Here is a 16,531-nt window from a genome sequence, read left to right as displayed (position 1 = left end):
ACCGGCCGCACGCCGCAGAACCCGTCCCCACGGCGGCCCATGGGGACGGGCCGTGCAGGTCCCGGGTCGTGGTCAGAGCCGGCCAGGCGCCGGCCCGGCGCCCTGTCCGGCGGACGGTGCCTCCGCCGTGCCGTGGCCCGTCAGTGTCGCGCCCACCTCCGCGGCCTTCTGCCGCAGCCAGATATGGGCCGCGTCCTGGGTGTGCACCGGATGCCACCACATCGCCTCCTGCACCGGTACGGCGTCGAAGGGACACGGCAGGACGCGCACCGCGGCGGAGCGGACCGCCTTGACTGCCAGGCGCTCCTGGATCATCGCGACCCGCCGGGTGCCCTCCACCATGTGGGGCAGCAGCTGGAAGGTCTGCACGGACACCTCGACCCGGGGACTGATGCCGAGCATGCTGAGCTGGCGGGCGGCCGGAGCGTCGTAGGGGCGCTGGTAGACGGCCCAGGGCAGGCGGGCCAGATGGTCCAGGGTGAGTTCGTCGCCGACCTCGGGGTTGTCGTCGGCGACCAGGCACAGCCATCGGTCCTGATGGAGGTCGACGGAAGGGAAGCCGTCGATGACGCCGTGCGGCATCAGCAGTCCGTCGACGGTGCTCAGCACGGTGGCGGTGTTGTCCACGACGGACGGTGCCGGGTTCTGGAAGGTGAGCCGGATCCCTGACGCCTCCCGGTGCAGGACGCGGGCGAGAGCGGCGCCGAACACGGCCGCGCCGTAGTCGGCGGCGAGCAGGGTGAACTCGCGGACCTCGGCGGCCGGGTCGAACTCGGCCTGGCTGGAGAAGACCCGTTCCAGCAGGTCGCACGCGGTGGCACTGCGGTCGCGCAGGGCGACACCGAGCGGTGTCAGCTCATAGACGTTGCCGGTCCGGGCGAGCAGTTCGTCGTCGAAGTGCCGGCGCAGCCGGGACAGCGCCGCGCTCATCGCGGGCTGGCTCAGCCCGACGCGCTCGCCGGCCCGGGTCACATTGCGCTCCTCCAGCAGCGCGCGCAGCGCGAGGACCAGATTGAGGTCGAGTCGGGACAGGTTCACCGGGCACCACCTACGCCAGCAAGAGGCATCCATGCCATGGATGAAACGCATCCACAGGATTGATTTCCGTGATTCAACGATCAGGTTCAGAGTAGACCGCAACCCAGCGGGAGGAAATCTGATGGCAACGCTCGCGCAACCTGCCGGCCCGTTCGTGCTCGGCACGCTCGCCGCCCAGGGCGGGGAACCGTTCCCCGGACTCGCGGCCCGGGACCGTGTACTCGACCTGAGGCGGACCCTGGACTGGGCACCGTCCGGGACGCGCGCCGTGCTGGAACGCTGGGAGGAGGCCCTTCCCCTCCTGCACACCCTCGTGGACGACGACACCCTGGACTGGCTGCCGATCGACGACCTCCATGTGCACGCTCCCGTCGAGCCGCGCCAGATCTTCCAGTCCGGCGCCAACTACCGCCAGCATGTGATCGACCTGGAGGTCGCCCACCGCTCGCCCGACGACCCGCGCACCGTGGAGGAGGCCCGCGCGGAGATCGCCGCGCTCATGGACCGCCGGGCCGCCGAGGACCTGCCGTACGTGTTCATCGGGCTGCCCAGCACCATCGCGGGCCCGTACGACGACGTCGCACTCCCCTCCTGGGCGAAGAAGCCGGACTGGGAGCTGGAGTTGGCGGCGGTCATCGGCAAGTCCGCCTACCGGGTCTCCGTCGAGGAGGCCCTGGAGTACGTCGCCGGGTACACGATCGCCAACGACCTCACCGACCGCGCGACCGTCTTCCGGCCGGACATGCCCGCGATCGGTACCGACTGGCTGCGCTGCAAGAACGCCCCCGGCTTCACTCCGCTCGGGCCCTGGATCGTGCCGACCGAGTCCGTCACCGACCCCGGTGACCTGCGGGTGACGCTGAAGCTGAACGGCGAGACGATGCAGGACGAGTCCACCAAGGACATGCTCTTCGGCGTCGCGCGGCTGGTGTCGTACATCTCGCAGACCTCCCGGCTCCTGCCCGGCGACCTGGTGCTGACCGGAAGCCCGGCCGGCAACGGCATCCACTGGGGACGGCTGCTGCGCGACGGTGACGTCATGGAGGGGTCCATCACCGGTCTGGGCGTGCAGCGCACCCGCTGCGTGGAGGAGAAGTCATGAGCCTGGACCGCCACGACCCGGAGGGGGCGATCGCCGAGGCCGCCAAGGTGTACTCCAACTGGGGGCGTTGGGGTGAGGACGACGTGCTCGGCACGCTGAACTTCCTCGACGAGGCCAAGCGGCGCGAAGGCGCGGCACTGGTGCGCCGGGGCGTGAGCTTCTCCCTCGCGCAGCGGTTCGACATGGACGGCCCGCAGAAGGGCTGGCGCCGGCGGACCAACCCGGTGCACACCATGCTCGACACCGGCACCGACGCGGCGCTGGGCAACCAGGGCTTCCCGCACGGTATCGGCGGCGCGGACGACGTGATCGCGATGCCGCTGCAGTGCTCCACCCAGTGGGACGGCCTCGGGCACATCTTCGACCACGGCAAGGCATGGAACGGACGTGACGCCGAGAAGGTCGTCACCTCCGCCGGCGACCTGGTCACCGGGATCGAGCACATGGCCCCCCACGTCGCCGGTCGCGGAGTACTGCTGGACGTGGCCCGGGTCGTCGGTGACGACGACGGCACGCCGGAACTGCCCGACGGTTTCGCGATCACCACGGAGCACCTGACCGCGACCGCCGAGGCCCACGGCGTGAGCGTCGGCCGCGGCGACATCGTCCTCGTCCGCACCGGGCGCCTCGCCCGCGCCCGGCGTGACGGCTGGGGCGACTACGCGGGCGGCCCGGCGCCCGGTCTGTCGTTCACCACGGCCGGATGGCTGCACGGCAGCGAGATCGCCGGGATCGCCACCGACACCTGGGGCTTCGAGGTACGGCCCAACGAGTTCGAGGGCGCCTTCCAGCCGCTGCACCAGGTCGTCATCCCCAACATGGGCCTGCTGATCGGCGAGATGTGGGACCTGGACGACCTCGCCGAGGACTGCGCGGCCGACGGCGTGTACGAGTTCTGGCTGACCGCCGCACCGCTGCCCATCACCGGAGCCGTCGGCTCCCCGGTCAACCCCATCGCCGTCAAGTAACCCGCCCGGCCGCCGACGGGCCCGGCCGTCGCCCCGCTCGGACTCCCAGCGCCCAGCCGCCAACCCGGTGCCGGCCGACCACCTCGGCCCCAGCCTCCGACCGCCCCGGCCCCAGCCGCTGACCAGCGGCGCCGATCCGCTCACCCGCCGCGTGCGGCGCCACCTTCCTCCGACCGCCTCGGCCCCAGCCGCAGACCAGCGGCGCCGATCCGCTCACCCGCCGCGTGCGGCGCCACCCTCCTCCGACCGCCTCGGCCCCAGCCTCCGACCGCCTCGGCCCCAGCCGCAGACCAGCGGCGCCGACCCGCTCACCCGCCGCGTGCGGCGCCACCCTCCTCCGACAGCAGCGGCGCACCCGGCCCCGCGCACCGTCCCACCTCGCACCCCGTCCCCTCGCACCCCGTCCCCAGCTCGCACCCCGTCCCCACCCCCGGCCCGCGCTGCCAGCGGGCGAGCCGCACACCGCCGCCCGAAGCCGCGCGGCCCAACCTCGGGAGGTTTCCCCGACATGGCTGACACCCTCACCCACTCTCGACCTCGCTCGAGCGGGGGGAGCCCCACCGTCCTCGTCATCGGCGGGGGCGCCTCCGGCAACGCCGTCACCATCCTGCTGCGCCGTGCCGGTGTCAGCGTGGACCTGATCGAGGCCCAGCCCGACTGGAACGCCACCACCGGCTCCGGTATCACCCTCCAGGGCAACGCCCTGCGCGTCCTGCGCGAACTGGGCGTGTGGGAGCAGGTGAGCGCCTCGGGATTCGCCTTCGGCTCGCTGGGCGTGGCCGCCCCCGACGGCACCGTCCTCTTCGTGGTCGAGGACCTCCAGACCGGCGGCGACGACCTGCCCGCCACCCTCGGCATGCAGCGCCCGCAGCTCCAGCAGATCCTCATCGACGCGGTCCGCGCCTCCGGCGCCACCGTCCGCCTGGGCACCATCGTCGACACCCTGGAGCAGGACGCCGACGGCGTCTCGGTCCGCTTCAGCGACGGCACCGAGGGCCGCTACGACCTGGTGATCGCCGCGGACGGCCTGAACTCCGCCACGCGCACCGCGGTCGGCATCACCGACGCACCCGAGCCCACCGGCATGGCGATCTGGCGCATCGCGGCCCCCCGTCCCGAGGGCCTGGACCGCACCGACCTGGCGTACGGCGGCCCGGCCTACATCGCGGGCTACTGCCCCACCAGCGAGAAGACCATCTACGCGTACGTCGTCGAGGCCGGCCGCGACCGGGCCTCCATCGACCCGGCCACCTACGCGGACGAGATGCGCCGGCTCGCCCAGGCCTACGGCGGTTACTGGCCCGAGATCACGAAACACATCGACGACCCGGCCAAGGTCAACTACACCTGGTTCCACCGCCACCTCGTGGAGGGCCCGTGGCACCGCGGCCGGGTCGTGCTGGTCGGGGACTCCGCCCACTGCTGCCCGCCCACCTTCGCCCAGGGCGCGGCGATGTCCCTGGAGGACGCCTCCGTCCTCGCCGAGCTGCTCACCACCCGAAGCGACTGGGACGACCAGCTCTTCACCGACTACCACGCACGACGCCTGCCCCGCGTACGCATGGTCGTCGACGCCTCCGTCCAGCTCGGCCAGTGGCTGCTCGACGGGGTGCGCGACGCGGACGTGCCCGGACTGGTGGGCCGCACCATGAACGCGCTGAAGGAACGCCCGTGACCGAGCCCCTGCCGACACCGACGATCGACGTCCACGCCCACCTCCTGCTCCCGGAGGTCGAGGAGGCCGTCGCCGGTCACCCCGGCCTCGCCGAGGCACGCGACCTCGACGCCCGTCGCAACGGGTCGGCGGCCCTGGCCGTGAACGGTCCCATGGTCGGCGCACGCGTGCCGAAGCTGACGGACGTCACCGTGCGCCTCGCGGCCATGGACGCGGCCGGCGTGGACGTGCAGTTGGTCAGCCCCTCGCCGTCGCACTACCACTACTGGGCCGAGCCCCGGCTGGCCGAGCGGGTCTGCCGGCTGGCCAACGAGGGGACCGCGGCACACCGCGCCAAGGCCCCCGACCGGCTGCACGGCCTCGGGCTGGTTCCCCTGCAACACCCCGACCTCGCCGTCGCCCTGCTCGACCACGCACTGGACCAGGGACTGAGGGGCGTGGAGCTGTCCTCGCACGCGCCGGGGCCGGGCGGGACACGAGCGGTGGAACTGTCCGACCCGCGGCTCACCCCCTTCTGGGCACGCGCGGAGGAGGCCGGCGCCCTGGTCTTCCTGCACCCGTTCGGCTGCACGCTCGACGAGCGCCTGGACCAGTGGTACCTGTCCAACACGGTCGGCCAGCCCACCGAGAACGCCGTCGCCCTCTCCCACCTGATCTTCTCCGGTGTCCTGGACCGCCATCCGGGTCTGAAGCTGATCGCGGCGCACGGCGGCGGCTACCTTCCCGCCCACATCGGCCGCTCCGACCACGCCTGGCGGGTTCGCCCCGACGCCCGGGACTGTGCCCGTGAGCCGAGCAGCTACCTGAAGCAGCTGTACTTCGACTCCCTCGTCCACGACCCGCACGTGCTGCGGGAGCTGGTCCGGGCCGCCGGTCCGGACCGGGTCCTGCTCGGCTCCGACTTCCCCTTCGACATGGGCACCGACGACCCGCTGGGCGCGCTGCGCGCCGCGGACCTGCCCGACCCCGACCTTCACGCCATCCGCGGCAAAAACGCCGCCACCCTGCTCAACCTCGCCTGAGGAGGCCCCATGAGCAACCGCCTGCTCACCCACCTGCGGCACGTCGACCTCGCCGTGCCCGACTACGACAAGCAGCTCGACTTCTACGCCGGCGTCTGGGGCCTGACCAAGGTCTCCGAGGACTCCGGGATCTCCTTCCTCGCCGCCGAGGGCAGCCCCGAGCAGTACGTCGTACGGCTGCGCCAGGCCGACGAGAAGCGCCTCGACCTGGTCTCCTACGGGGCGGGCAGCCCGGCCGACGTCGACACCCTCGCCGAGCGACTCCTCACCCAGGGCGTGCAGTTGATCTCCCAGCCGGGAAAGGTGGACACCCCCGGCGGTGGCTACGGCTTCCGCTTCTTCGACGTCGACGGTCGCACCATCGAGGTCTCCGCCGACGTCGAGTCCAGGCAGCACCGCAGGGTGGAGGAGAAGGAGGCGATCCCGGTCCGTCTGTCCCACGTGGTGCTCAACTCCCCGGACCTGAACAGGACCCGCGAGTGGTACGAGCGCCACCTCGGCTTCCGTCTCTCCGACACGCTGGGCCATCCGCACATGGGCGAGGTCATGCACTTCATGCGGATCAGCAACCAGCACCACTCGATGGCCATCGCCAAGGGCCCGCACACCTCGCTGCACCACGTCTCCTTCGAGATGCGCGGCCTGGACGAGTACATGCGCGGCTCGGGTCGTGTGATCCGCTCCGGCGCCCGCAAGCTCTGGGGCCCGGGCCGGCACCTGGCGGGCGACAACACCTTCACGTACTTCCTCGACCCGCACGGCAACACCGTCGAGTACACCACCGAGCTGGAGGAACTGGACGAGGACACCTGGCACCCCCACGTCTACGACTTCTCCCAGCCCGAGGTCACCGACCAGTGGGGCACGGCGAACCCGATGAACGAACTCATCGTCAAGGAGTCGTTCAACGACGTCGACCGCGGCGTGTTCGTCGCCCCGCCGGTCTGACCGCCCGGCCGGCAAGATCCTCCGGCCACCGGGGGCGCGGTGATCCGCTGTCCTGTCATGACTGAACTCCGTGTCATGACTGACCTCCGCGCCCCCGGCTCCTTCGTGCCTGCCCGCCCGCCCCACGCCGACTGGACCCTGCCATGCGCTTCGCCACTTACGAACACCGCGATCAACACCATGTGGCCGTCATCGACAAGGACGGCACCCTCCGCCCCCTGTCCGGTGTCCACTGCCTCACCGGACTGCTCACCGAGGCGGGCAGCACGCCGGAACTGCTCGACGCGGGCACCAGGCTGCTCGACGCCCAGGCCGGCCCCCACGTCTCCGAAGTGCGGCTGCTGCCGCCGCTCCAGCCGCCCACCGTGCGGGACTTCGTCACCTTCGAGGAACACGTCGAGGGCGTACGGCGCTCCGTGGACGGGGCCGCCGGGGTGCCGGAGCGGTGGTACGCGGCGCCGACCTTCTACTTCACCAACCCCTACGCCGTGTACGGCCCGCACGACGACATCCCCGTGCCCCCGGGGTCGAGCCTGCTCGACTTCGAGCTGGAGGTCGCCGCCGTGATCGGCAAGGAGGGCCGCGACCTCACCCCCGAGCAGGCCCGCGACCACATCGTCGGCTACACCGTCTTCAACGACTGGACGGCCCGTGACCTGCAGTCCGCCGAGATGAAGGTCGGCCTCGGCCCCTGCAAGGGCAAGGACACCGCCACCACCCTGGGCCCCTACCTGGTCACCGCCGACGAACTGGAGCGGTACCGGGACGCGGACGGCTTCCTGCGCCTGGCACTGACCGCCACGGTGAACGGCGAGGTCGTGGGCAGGGACCTGCTGTCCAACATGAGCTGGACCTTCGAGGAACTGGTCGCCTACGCCTCGCGCGGCACCGTCGTCCGCCCCGGCGACGTCCTCGGCTCCGGCACCTGCGGCAACGGCGGCTGCCTCGCCGAACTGTGGGGTGTCCGGGGCGAGCAGTCCCCGCCCCCGCTGAAGCCGGGAGACACCGTCACCCTCACCGTCGAGGGCATCGGCACCGTCTCCAACACCGTGATCGCGGGCAGGGAGCCCGAGCCGTTGCCGACCGCCCGCCGCCGCACCCGGGAGCGGCCGTGAACGACCTGCACCCCAAGAGACTCCTCGGCAAGGTCGTCGTCGTCACCGGCGCCGCACGCGGTCAGGGCGCCGCCGAGGCCAAGGCCCTGACCCGCGAGGGCGCCCACGTCATCGCCACCGACGTGGCTCGGGCGCCGGGCTGCCGCCGCCTCGACGTCACCGACGAGGAGCACTGGGCACAGCTGGCCGCCGAACTGAGGGAGTCGTACGGCCAGGTGCACGGCCTGGTCAACAACGCGGGCATCACCTGGCGCGCCCGCCTCGACGAAGTGACCCCCGACGACTTCGCCCGTGTCCACGCCGTCAACGTCACCGGCCCGCTGCTGGGCATCCAGCACCTGACGCCGCTGATGCCGTCCGGCTCGTCCATTGTCAACGTCGGTTCTGCCGCCGCGCTCAGCGGCCATTACCCGGTCGCCTACACGACCAGCAAATGGGCGCTGCGCGGCCTGTCGAAGACCGCGGCCACGGAGCTCGGCCCGCGCGGCATCCGTGTCAACACGATCCACCCCGGCTTCATCGAGACCGAGATGACCGCCTCCGCCACCCCCGCCTTCCGCGAGGCGAACATCCGGGAGACCCCTCTCGGCCGCACCGGCACGGAGGACGAGGTCGCCCCGCTCGTGGTCTTCCTCCTGTCCGACGATTCCTCCTTCATCACCGGCGCCGAGATCCCGGTCGACGGCGGACTCACCGCGCACGGCGGCGTCAAGTCCATCTCGGACGCTCTGCGTCCGACTGCTGCCGGACCGACTGCTGCGAGTTCAAAGGCGAATTGAATACGGCTGTCAGGGATGCGCGGCGGCGCCGCGGTTCGCGGCCGAGAGCGCGATCGCCGTCGGCGGCGACCTGCGGCACGAGTCCGCGCTCAAAACCCAGCGTCTCGTCACGAAGGTCGTGCTGCGCGTCGGCGGGGGAGAGGCCGGGTCCGGCACGGTGCAGGCGTGCGGGGTGGCGCCACCGGCCGCGGGCGTCGCGGGCGACGCCTACGCCGACTTTTGGAGTCGGCGGGTCACAGAGTGGATCAGCGCGAAGGCCGTGGTCGTGAGTTTGGTGCATCAGGGCGTCCTGCGGGATGGCCACGTCACCGACCCGCGACTACTTCCAGCAGAGGGCCACCGCACGGTGATCTCCCAGCGCGCCCTCCTGGCTCCGGGGGAGATCGCGGCGGTCGTCGCCGACCTCGGCCGGGCCACGGGCACATGCACGCGGCGGCCCTGCCGCCAATCCGCTGAACGGGAGACACCGCCGCCGCCCCGCAGCAGGCGGTGGTCTGGGTGTGGTCGGTGGTGGCGAGCGGTGCTCCTGCGAGTACCGCTGTCAGGGCCTGAACAGGCCGATGACGGCTTTGCGCACTGTCTCCTCCTGCGTTTACCGGAATCCGGTGCCGTGTGAAGCGGTCACGTGCCCGCCGACCGGTCGCCCCGTCTGATCCACCGGTTGACCACCGTCCGAGAAACCCCAGCTCACACGGGGTTTCCCTGCCGACCTCCAAACGGGCAACAGGAAACCCGTCGACCCCGACCGTCCCCCCGGAACAGGCTGCTCCCGTCAAGTCGAAGCTCGGCCTGCGACGACGCAGGCCACCCGCTAGGGGGAACCATGCGCAAGGTGATGAGCGCCACCGCCGCGTTGGCGACCGCCGCCACGGCAGTGCTGTCGATGAGCGGCGCCGCCCAGGCCGCGCCCGCCGGTGACTCCACGGTGTACGGATGCAGGTCCGGCAACGTGTGCATCTGGGCCCAGGGTGTCGAACCCTTCGACGACCCGCACCCGACGGTCCAGTACTCCAGCTACGGCTACCACAACCTGAGCAACCAGTACGGGGAGCATGCGGTCCTCAACAACCAGTACGGCGGCGCCACCGCCCACCTGTGCAAGAACTACGGCGGCACCAACTGCGTCGAGATCCTCTTCCAGGACGATTGGGCGTACGAGAACCTCACGCCGATCAATTCCATCACTCTCGACCGGCCGTAGCGCCCCCTTCGCCACGGAGGAGCGACCGCCGGGCCGGACCACACCGGTCCCGGCGTCCCGTTCTCGCCACCCCGGTCGTGCGGCCGGTATGGATGCTCAGCACACCGTCCGCCCGGGCCTCGCCCGGATCGGAACCGGCTGGAGCACGCTCGACCTAACGGCCCAACACCTTGAAGCGGCGGGCCGGTTCCTGCTCGTGCGCCACGGCCCGCCACCTGGTTGTCCAGACGAGGCCCTTATAGCCCTGCCAGCCGGTGGCGATCCCCACCCGCGCGCCGAAGGATCCCTTGCCGTCGCCGTGTCGGGCCGGTAGAAGGCCGGCCCCTTCCAGTTCCTGATCCTGAGCATCAAGTCGAAGCCCAGCAGGTGCGCCAAGGTGAAGACAGACAGCGACTGGCCCTGGGGCGCACGGGCCCCGTTCGCACAGAACGCGACTGACCGGGCGGCTGAGCGGAGCGCGTTCCTGATCGCCCGGGGCCGGGACGGCCCACGTCTCAGGCCCGCCTGCGGGCCGACCCCCGCGCCGGGGCGTGCAGCAGTGGGTCGTCGGGGCGCCGGGCATCGGATTCTCCATACTTCCGGCAGAAAAACGTGCAACCTTGCGGCCAATCCAGCTGTCTCCCCTAACAGGACATTCACCCTCTTGGGGGACGAGATGGTAAGAAATAGGACAGTCTGGGCTACGGCGGCTCTCATGGCCACTACGCTGGGAGCGGCCACGGTGCCGGCCATGGCCGACACCGCCTCCGCCACGCAGGCGGCGACCGTCTGCCCGGCCGGCTGGGGCAGCGTCGGAAAGACGAACTCGGCCAGCACGGCCGGTCACTACGTCACGAACGCCAGGACCGGCCGCCACGACTGCTATGACCGGTTCGTCATCGACGTCCCCGGTGCGCCCGCCGACCAGCTCGGCTACAGCGTGCGGTACGTCGACCAGCTGATCCAGGACCCGACCGGCCACAGCATCCCCGTCAGCGGCGGCGCCATCCTCGAAGTGATCGTGCGCGCACCCGCCTACGACATCGACTCCGGCACCCCCACCTACCCCGGCCGGGCGGGCAAGCTGCTGCCCGGCGTGAACCTCACCGGCTACCGCACCTTCCGCGACGCCAAGTTCGCCGGCACCTTCGAAGGCCAGTCCCAATTCGGACTCGGACTACGAGCCCGACTGCCCTTCCGCGTACTCCCGCAGGCCGGACACCTCGTCGTGGACGTCGCCCACACCTGGTGAAGCACCCACCACCCCGTACCCGAACCGAGCCGCGCTGCTACGGTCGCTGGCTTCCCGATGACTTCGTCCACCCTGTCCGGGTGCCGCTCCGCCTCGTACGCGACATCCGCCTCCGCTACGGCGTCTTAGCTCGACATCAACCGACGGTGCTGCGCGCGCGGATGGCGTCCAGCCGGTCCCGCCGCGGCGTCGCGTGACGGCTGTGGGAGCGTCAATGCCTGCAGTTGGCCTGGGAGTTGCTGCATTATGTGCTGTCTGGCCGCATTCGCGGCCGGGCTGCCGGGATACATGTAACGGGAGGCTGAGCCGACGTGGGTGTTCCTGCCCAGCAGGGGCGGGGCGAGGATCTGGTCCCTTTGTGGGGGCGCAAGCCGACGGTAACGTGTCCGCGCTGCACCCTGGCGACGCAGCGTCACCGCACCGTGGACTTCGACGGTGTGAACATCTACCGGTCCCAGTCCGGCCCTGATCCGGCTGGTGTGGTGTAGGGCGAGGATCCGTCGCTGGAGCGGGTGTGGATCGCGCTGATGCCGGGGGACTATCCGGCGAGGCTCTTCGCGGACACCGAGCTCTACCACCTGGTCGGCGGGATTGCCTGGCCAGGCCCGCATCACGGTGACTACGGCAGTGCCAAGGTCGACCACAACGCGTGCTGTCTGGGGCGGCATGCGAGTCGGCCCACGACCAGTCGGGGGGCGGGGGAGCTGCGGCAGGCCATGCGAGTGCGGCTCACCCGCAGCACCGCCGGATGACGGGCAAGGGCGACCAGCCGTACGAGACGCCCAGGATCAAGTCCGATCTCGCGAGGATCACATTGCGTGCGGAGAAGGAGGCGGCCCGTCGCCGTGCCGCGCGGGAAGGCCGGCCGCCGGTCCACCGCAGGGAGACGGTCGCGCCGCGCTCGAGCATCAGTTCCTCGACCTCGCGGAACGACAGCGGAAAGCGGTGGTGAAGCCACACGCAGTGGGAGATGACCTCGACCGGGTACCGGTGGCCCTTGTATGACAGCTCCTATGAGACGGTGCGGCGGTGGTGTGGCAAGCTCGGGCAGCAGTACGCCAACGCCCTGCGGCGCCGGCAGCCCCGGCCTGGGGACAAGTGGCACCTGGACGCAGTCTTCATCAAGATCAACGGCGAGCAGCGGTACCTGTGGCGGGCCGTCGACCAGGACGGCAACGTGCTGGACATCCTGGTGCAGAACCGTCGGGGCAAGGCCGCGGCCAGACGTTTCTTCCGCGGACTCCTGAAGAAGACCGGCGCGGTGCCGCGGGTGATCGTCACCGACAAGCTCCGCTCCTACGGCGCGGCCCACCGCGAGGTCATGCCCTGCGTCGAGCACCGCCAGTCGAAGTACCTCAACAACCGGGCGGAGAACAGCCACCAGCCCACCAGGCAGCGCGAACGGGCGATGAAAGGCTTCCGCTCAGTGGGCGGGGGCACAGCGGTTCCTCTCCGCGTTCAGCGGCGTCTCACCCCACTTCCGACCCCGCCGACACCTGATGCCTGCACACGACTACCGCGCCGAGATGACCGTCCGCTTCGCAATCTGGGAGCAGATCACCGGCGTCGCCGACGTCGCTGCCACGGCCTGAGCACAGCCCGGACCCGGGTTCCACCAGGCCCGACGCACCATCAGACACCTACTCACCCAATAACGTCACAGCGCCGCCACGAGACATGCTCGACCAGCTCGTGCGGGACGTCGAGCGTGGAGGATACGGAACCAACGAGCCCCCCGGCCGTCGGCGTGTTGAGTGAGATCACCACACCAACGACGAGGGGCTTCGCCACGTCACCCCATCTGACCAGCCTGTTTCACTCCTCAGACCCCAGGATGTTCACTGAACCGGGCCTCCCACGAACCGGTCGGCGGGTCCGTATTGTGTGCCGGTCCGATCTTCTGTGTCACCCTCCGGCCTCGACGTACCGGAATTCCGGACCGAAGGTCATCTCGCTGCCATCCGACAGTGGGATCTGCATCAGCTGCCGCGCCGGAGTCTCCATTTTGCGCATCTCCTTGACGGCTTGGTTCAGGAATTGTGCCGATGTTGGCGTACTTGACGGATCAGCGCCCCAGGCGTTTTCGAGGGACCGAAGCATCGCACTGTAGTGCTGATTGAAGGTGTCAAGGAGTCCACGCACCTCACTGGAGATCGGAATCCCTCCCTGCTCCCAGCCGCCGGTGGGGACTGTCCCCATGCGGGAGGTGCGTGGCATGGGAATCTCGTCGCCTTGGAAGTCGAACCGCTGCGGGTCGCTTGACACCAAGACCAGTTTTCGGCCGTGGAAAATCTCCCGGAAGGAGTAGAAGTGGGCCAGTTCCCCCGGCTGCCCCGGGAAGGGGTTGTCCGGCGACGAGGTAGTTCCTTCCCCCTGTTCCTTGATGATCGTGATGGCAGCATCTACGTCATCCAGCGATGTGAGGGCGACGACATCGTTCCCCATGCCGTGGAACGACATGTCCCTGGTGACCTGCTTGGTTCCCTTGATGAGCTGCGGCTGGTTCCGGAACGCTTCAAGGATTTGCGTGTAGAAGGCCCCGATGGACGTGTGGACTTCCGCGTCCTCGACGACAGGGTCGTCGGGCCTCTCGATCTGGGAGTACATGTTGACCGCCTCCCTCGTCAGGCCGGTGAGGGAAACGGACAGCTCGGGCCGTACGCCGCCGGGCAGTGGGCCGGGATATTTCGGCACCAGTGCCGCGTCGGCGATCCGGGGGGTGCCGCCGATGGTGGTGAGCATGTTGCAGACCAGGCCCATGTGGGACATCTCGTCGAAGATGATTTCCTTGATCGTTTCGGAGACGTCGCCGTCACGGTCCGGATCTTCGATCGACCAGAGACCGCACAAGTAAGGGGGAAGCGTCGCCAGCTCCAGCAGGACTGCCTGCTGCAGTGCGTTTTTCAGCCACAGCTCGTCGTGTTCCTCGGCGGGCATCCGCATCAGTTCGACGATCATATTGCTTCGATAGTTGAGAACCGTGGACACAGTGGTCTCCTTCTCGCTCACGGGGGATTTTGATTCATTGTGAAATACGGCGGGTGTGCGTCACTGGAGGTGCGAGACCGCGCTGGCAGAGTTCATCCGTACGGTGGTCGTGGGTTGCGATACGTCGAAGCGGTGCTCGGGGAGGAATTCCTATCGCCCGGTAGGGATTCCCGTGTCGACTGCTGTCACATTCACCTGTTTGGCCGCGGCTCGTCGGAGTGCAATCCGGCACGACAGGCCTCCCCGGAGGTGACCGTAGAAGAGGAACGGTGCTCCTGGAGCCCGCCTTCACTCGCGAAGCTGTCGAGCAACCTCGTGCTCAGGTGAACGCAAGTCGGCAGTCGGGAGCAACTGAGGACGTGATGGCCAAGTCGCGTATCACTGAATGATCCACCAGGCTGGACATCAGGTCCTGCACCGCCCACGACAGCCTTCTGCTGCCTCCGACTGATCCAGGTCAGACGGACCCATCCACGGGGCGGGCTTCTGTTCCGGCACCGGCCACCCTGTAGGCCAGCCCGGAAGACCTCACGTTCCAGGCTCGATGAAAGGGGCCCGCATGCCCGTCGATCTCAACAACCCCCTGTCGTGGAAGAACGCCACCGGTGAAGCCGACACGATGCTGCAGAATCTGCAGGCCAATATTCTGAAGGGCCACGTACGCGAACACCTTCAAATCCGGCTGCTGCAGTTCGGCCAGGGCGCGGAAGCCATTGCGGAGGCGCGGGCGTTCCTGACCGGGCTGGCCCCGCTGGTGAAGTCGGCCAAGACGCAACTTCAGGAAGTGAAGGCCTTCAAGGAGAACGGGCCGAAGGACGTGTCGGACGTGCCATACGTCGGTGTGGGACTGACATTCGCGGGCTACGAACAGCTGGAACTGGCGGACCGGGCTCCCTCCGATGAGGCGTTCAGGAGGGGGATGCGGGACGAGGGGACCCGGGAAAAACTGGGAGACCCGGAGGTCGCGCAGTGGGAAGCCGGCTTTCAGGAGACGATCCACGCCGTCGTTCTGGTCGGCGGCGCCGAAGCCGGCCCGGTAAACAGCAAGTGCCAGGAGATTGAGGGCCTGCTGACGGGCTCGATCCGTGTGCTCGGCAAGGAGACGGGACGCGGCATGCACAATGCGAACGGTGATGGGATCGAGCACTTCGGCTATGTCGACGGCCGCAGCCAGCCCCTGTTCCTTACCGAGGACCTGGAGGAAGAGCTCCGCCGGACCGACGGAGTCTCCGTATGGGACCCGGCCCAGCCACTGGAACGCGTACTGGTCGCGGATCCGGCCGCACCCGACCCAGCGACGGACTTCGGCAGCTACTTCGTGCTGCGCAAGCTGGAGCAGAACGTCCTGGCGTTCAGGCAGGCGGAGGAAGCCCTCGCCGATGCGTTGAAGCTTGAGAACAACGACCGCGAGCGAGCCGGTGCCATGCTCGTCGGCCGCTTCAAGGACGGCACTCCGCTCACGCTGCAGGCCACGCCCGGAGCACACAGCCCGGTGATGAACAACTTCAACTACGCGAGCGACGGCGCCGCCGACAAGTGTCCGTACCAGGCACACATCCGCAAGACCAATCCGCGCGGCTCCGGCGGCTTCGGGCAGCCACCGGAAGCCGAACGCCGCCACCTGATGGCGCGGCGCGGGCAGACCTATGGCGAGCGGTCCGAGGGCGACCTTCCCGAGACCGGCGTCGGCCTGCTGTTCATGGCATTCAACTCCGATCTGAACAAACAGTTCGAGTTCACGCAGCACACCTGGGCCAACAATCCCGGCTTCCCAGAGCCCGGTGAAGGTGAGTCGGCCCCCGGTCTCGACCAGGTCATCGGGCAAGGCGATCGCCCCCCGGCGACCTGGCCGCGGGTGTGGGGCGAGGCGGAGGGCCAGGAAGTCCCTGCAACTGCAATGGTGCAGGCCGTGACCATGAAGGGCGGCGAGTACTTCTTCATGCCCTCGCTCTCCTTCCTGCGCGGTCTGTGACCGGCACGCACCGACCACCACGAGTCCTCAGCCCCGCCCTCGACAGCACCGTCACCGCCGACACCCACCTCACCGACGACGACGCCGCGCCGGTGATGGCGCACCCGCCTGGAGCAGAGCCCGCCTCGTCGCGCTCAGCTGCGATCCCCCGGGGTGCACTCCGCACAAGCACTGACCCCGAAGGCCGCCTCGTGAACTGCACGAGGCGGCCTTCGCCGTGCGCGGCGCTACTGGTCTCCGACCGGCGTACGTGCCCTGCGGAACTCGGCGCGGGCCAGCAGGGAGAAGACGGCCGTGGCGCACAGGGCGACGACGGCGATGGCCCATTCGAGGGCGCCGCTGTGCTGGTCGGGATCGACCCCGAAGACCTCCTCGATCCAGTCGGGCCAGAACAGGGTGAGGAGGCACAGCAGGCCGCTCACGACGGCCAGGACAGCCTCGATCCGGCCGCGCAGGCGCACGTTCCGCATCATCGTCGTCACCTTCGCCTTC

Annotated in this window: 14 protein-coding genes and 3 pseudogenes; 11 read left to right on the top strand and 6 right to left on the bottom strand. The window is 69.6% G+C overall.

Annotated elements, in window-relative coordinates; genetic code table 11:
• Window positions 1–72: 72 nt before the first annotated feature.
• The gene (locus ACFYZ8_RS26500; protein WP_359040038.1) at window positions 73–1,038 is read right to left on the bottom strand and encodes a LysR family transcriptional regulator; all 966 of its coding nucleotides are present in this window, start codon (window positions 1,036–1,038) and stop codon (window positions 73–75) included.
• A 121-nt stretch (window positions 1,039–1,159) separates the two neighbouring features.
• On the opposite strand from ACFYZ8_RS26500, the gene ACFYZ8_RS26495 reads away from it, so the two are divergent.
• The 8 genes from ACFYZ8_RS26495 to ACFYZ8_RS26460 all read left to right on the top strand — a co-directional run bounded on the left by ACFYZ8_RS26495 (window position 1,160) and on the right by ACFYZ8_RS26460 (window position 9,848).
• On the top strand, window positions 1,160–2,140 hold the full coding sequence (locus ACFYZ8_RS26495; RefSeq protein ID WP_388539673.1) for a fumarylacetoacetate hydrolase family protein: 981 nt from the start codon (window positions 1,160–1,162) through the stop codon (window positions 2,138–2,140).
• Window positions 2,137–3,108 carry a cyclase family protein gene (locus ACFYZ8_RS26490; RefSeq protein WP_359040034.1) on the top strand — a complete coding sequence of 324 codons (972 nt, stop codon included), beginning with the start codon at window positions 2,137–2,139 and terminating at the stop codon, window positions 3,106–3,108. Before ACFYZ8_RS26495 ends, ACFYZ8_RS26490 begins: the two co-directional genes overlap by 4 nt.
• Before the next feature lie 508 nt (window positions 3,109–3,616).
• Entirely contained in the window at window positions 3,617–4,783 is a 1,167-nt protein-coding gene (locus ACFYZ8_RS26485) for an FAD-dependent oxidoreductase (RefSeq protein WP_388539675.1), read from the top strand.
• Window positions 4,780–5,805 (top strand): amidohydrolase family protein, encoded by a 1,026-nt coding sequence (locus tag ACFYZ8_RS26480; protein WP_388539678.1) that lies wholly within the window; start codon window positions 4,780–4,782, stop codon window positions 5,803–5,805. The genes ACFYZ8_RS26485 and ACFYZ8_RS26480 overlap by 4 nt, the downstream gene beginning before the upstream one ends.
• 9 nt (window positions 5,806–5,814) lie before the next feature.
• A complete protein-coding gene (locus ACFYZ8_RS26475) occupies window positions 5,815–6,753 on the top strand; it encodes a VOC family protein (RefSeq protein WP_388539681.1) in 939 nt (312 codons plus the stop codon).
• A gap of 143 nt (window positions 6,754–6,896) precedes the next feature.
• Window positions 6,897–7,868: a fumarylacetoacetate hydrolase family protein gene (locus tag ACFYZ8_RS26470; RefSeq protein WP_388539684.1), complete on the top strand. Its 972-nt coding sequence runs from the start codon at window positions 6,897–6,899 to the stop codon at window positions 7,866–7,868.
• Window positions 7,865–8,647: an SDR family NAD(P)-dependent oxidoreductase gene (locus ACFYZ8_RS26465; RefSeq protein WP_388539687.1), complete on the top strand. Its 783-nt coding sequence runs from the start codon at window positions 7,865–7,867 to the stop codon at window positions 8,645–8,647. The genes ACFYZ8_RS26470 and ACFYZ8_RS26465 overlap by 4 nt, the downstream gene beginning before the upstream one ends.
• An 823-nt stretch (window positions 8,648–9,470) precedes the next feature.
• Window positions 9,471–9,848: a hypothetical protein gene (locus ACFYZ8_RS26460; RefSeq protein WP_388539690.1), complete on the top strand. Its 378-nt coding sequence runs from the start codon at window positions 9,471–9,473 to the stop codon at window positions 9,846–9,848.
• Between the two features lie 96 nt (window positions 9,849–9,944).
• Here ACFYZ8_RS26460 and ACFYZ8_RS26455 read toward each other — a convergent pair whose 3' ends face one another.
• Window positions 9,945–10,196, bottom strand: a complete 252-nt coding sequence (locus ACFYZ8_RS26455; protein ID WP_389050131.1) for a hypothetical protein — start codon at window positions 10,194–10,196, stop codon at window positions 9,945–9,947.
• A gap of 346 nt (window positions 10,197–10,542) precedes the next feature.
• On the opposite strand from ACFYZ8_RS26455, the gene ACFYZ8_RS26450 reads away from it, so the two are divergent.
• Window positions 10,543–11,079: a hypothetical protein gene (locus ACFYZ8_RS26450; RefSeq protein WP_388539695.1), complete on the top strand. Its 537-nt coding sequence runs from the start codon at window positions 10,543–10,545 to the stop codon at window positions 11,077–11,079.
• Window positions 11,080–11,961: 882 nt separating this feature from the next.
• Here the strand turns inward: ACFYZ8_RS26450 and ACFYZ8_RS26445 are convergent.
• Window positions 11,962–12,087, bottom strand: a pseudogene (locus ACFYZ8_RS26445) (IS6 family transposase); the annotation flags it as partial.
• A gap of 1 nt (window position 12,088) precedes the next feature.
• On the opposite strand from ACFYZ8_RS26445, the pseudogene ACFYZ8_RS26440 reads away from it, so the two are divergent.
• Window positions 12,089–12,671: pseudogene (locus ACFYZ8_RS26440) on the top strand (IS6 family transposase); the annotation flags it as partial.
• Window positions 12,672–12,747: 76 nt separating this feature from the next.
• Here the strand turns inward: ACFYZ8_RS26440 and ACFYZ8_RS26435 are convergent.
• Window positions 12,748–12,846: pseudogene (locus ACFYZ8_RS26435) on the bottom strand (IS5/IS1182 family transposase); the annotation flags it as partial.
• Window positions 12,847–12,984: 138 nt separating this feature from the next.
• Entirely contained in the window at window positions 12,985–14,037 is a 1,053-nt protein-coding gene (locus tag ACFYZ8_RS26430; RefSeq protein WP_388539697.1) for a ferritin-like protein, read from the bottom strand.
• 589 nt (window positions 14,038–14,626) lie between these two features.
• Between ACFYZ8_RS26430 and ACFYZ8_RS26425 the strand changes: the two genes are divergently transcribed.
• Entirely contained in the window at window positions 14,627–16,039 is a 1,413-nt protein-coding gene (locus tag ACFYZ8_RS26425) for a Dyp-type peroxidase (protein ID WP_388539700.1), read from the top strand.
• 227 nt (window positions 16,040–16,266) lie between these two features.
• Here the strand turns inward: ACFYZ8_RS26425 and ACFYZ8_RS26420 are convergent, their stop codons facing one another.
• A complete protein-coding gene (locus tag ACFYZ8_RS26420) occupies window positions 16,267–16,512 on the bottom strand; it encodes an ABC transporter permease (protein WP_351992622.1) in 246 nt (81 codons plus the stop codon).
• Between the last annotated feature and the right edge of the window lie 19 nt (window positions 16,513–16,531).

The organism is Streptomyces sp. NPDC001668 (genome assembly GCF_042893155.1).
Classification (GTDB): Bacteria; Actinomycetota; Actinomycetes; order Streptomycetales; family Streptomycetaceae; genus Streptomyces.
Note: the sequence above shows the minus strand (reverse complement) of the source record. Positions and strands in the feature narration are given on the sequence as shown.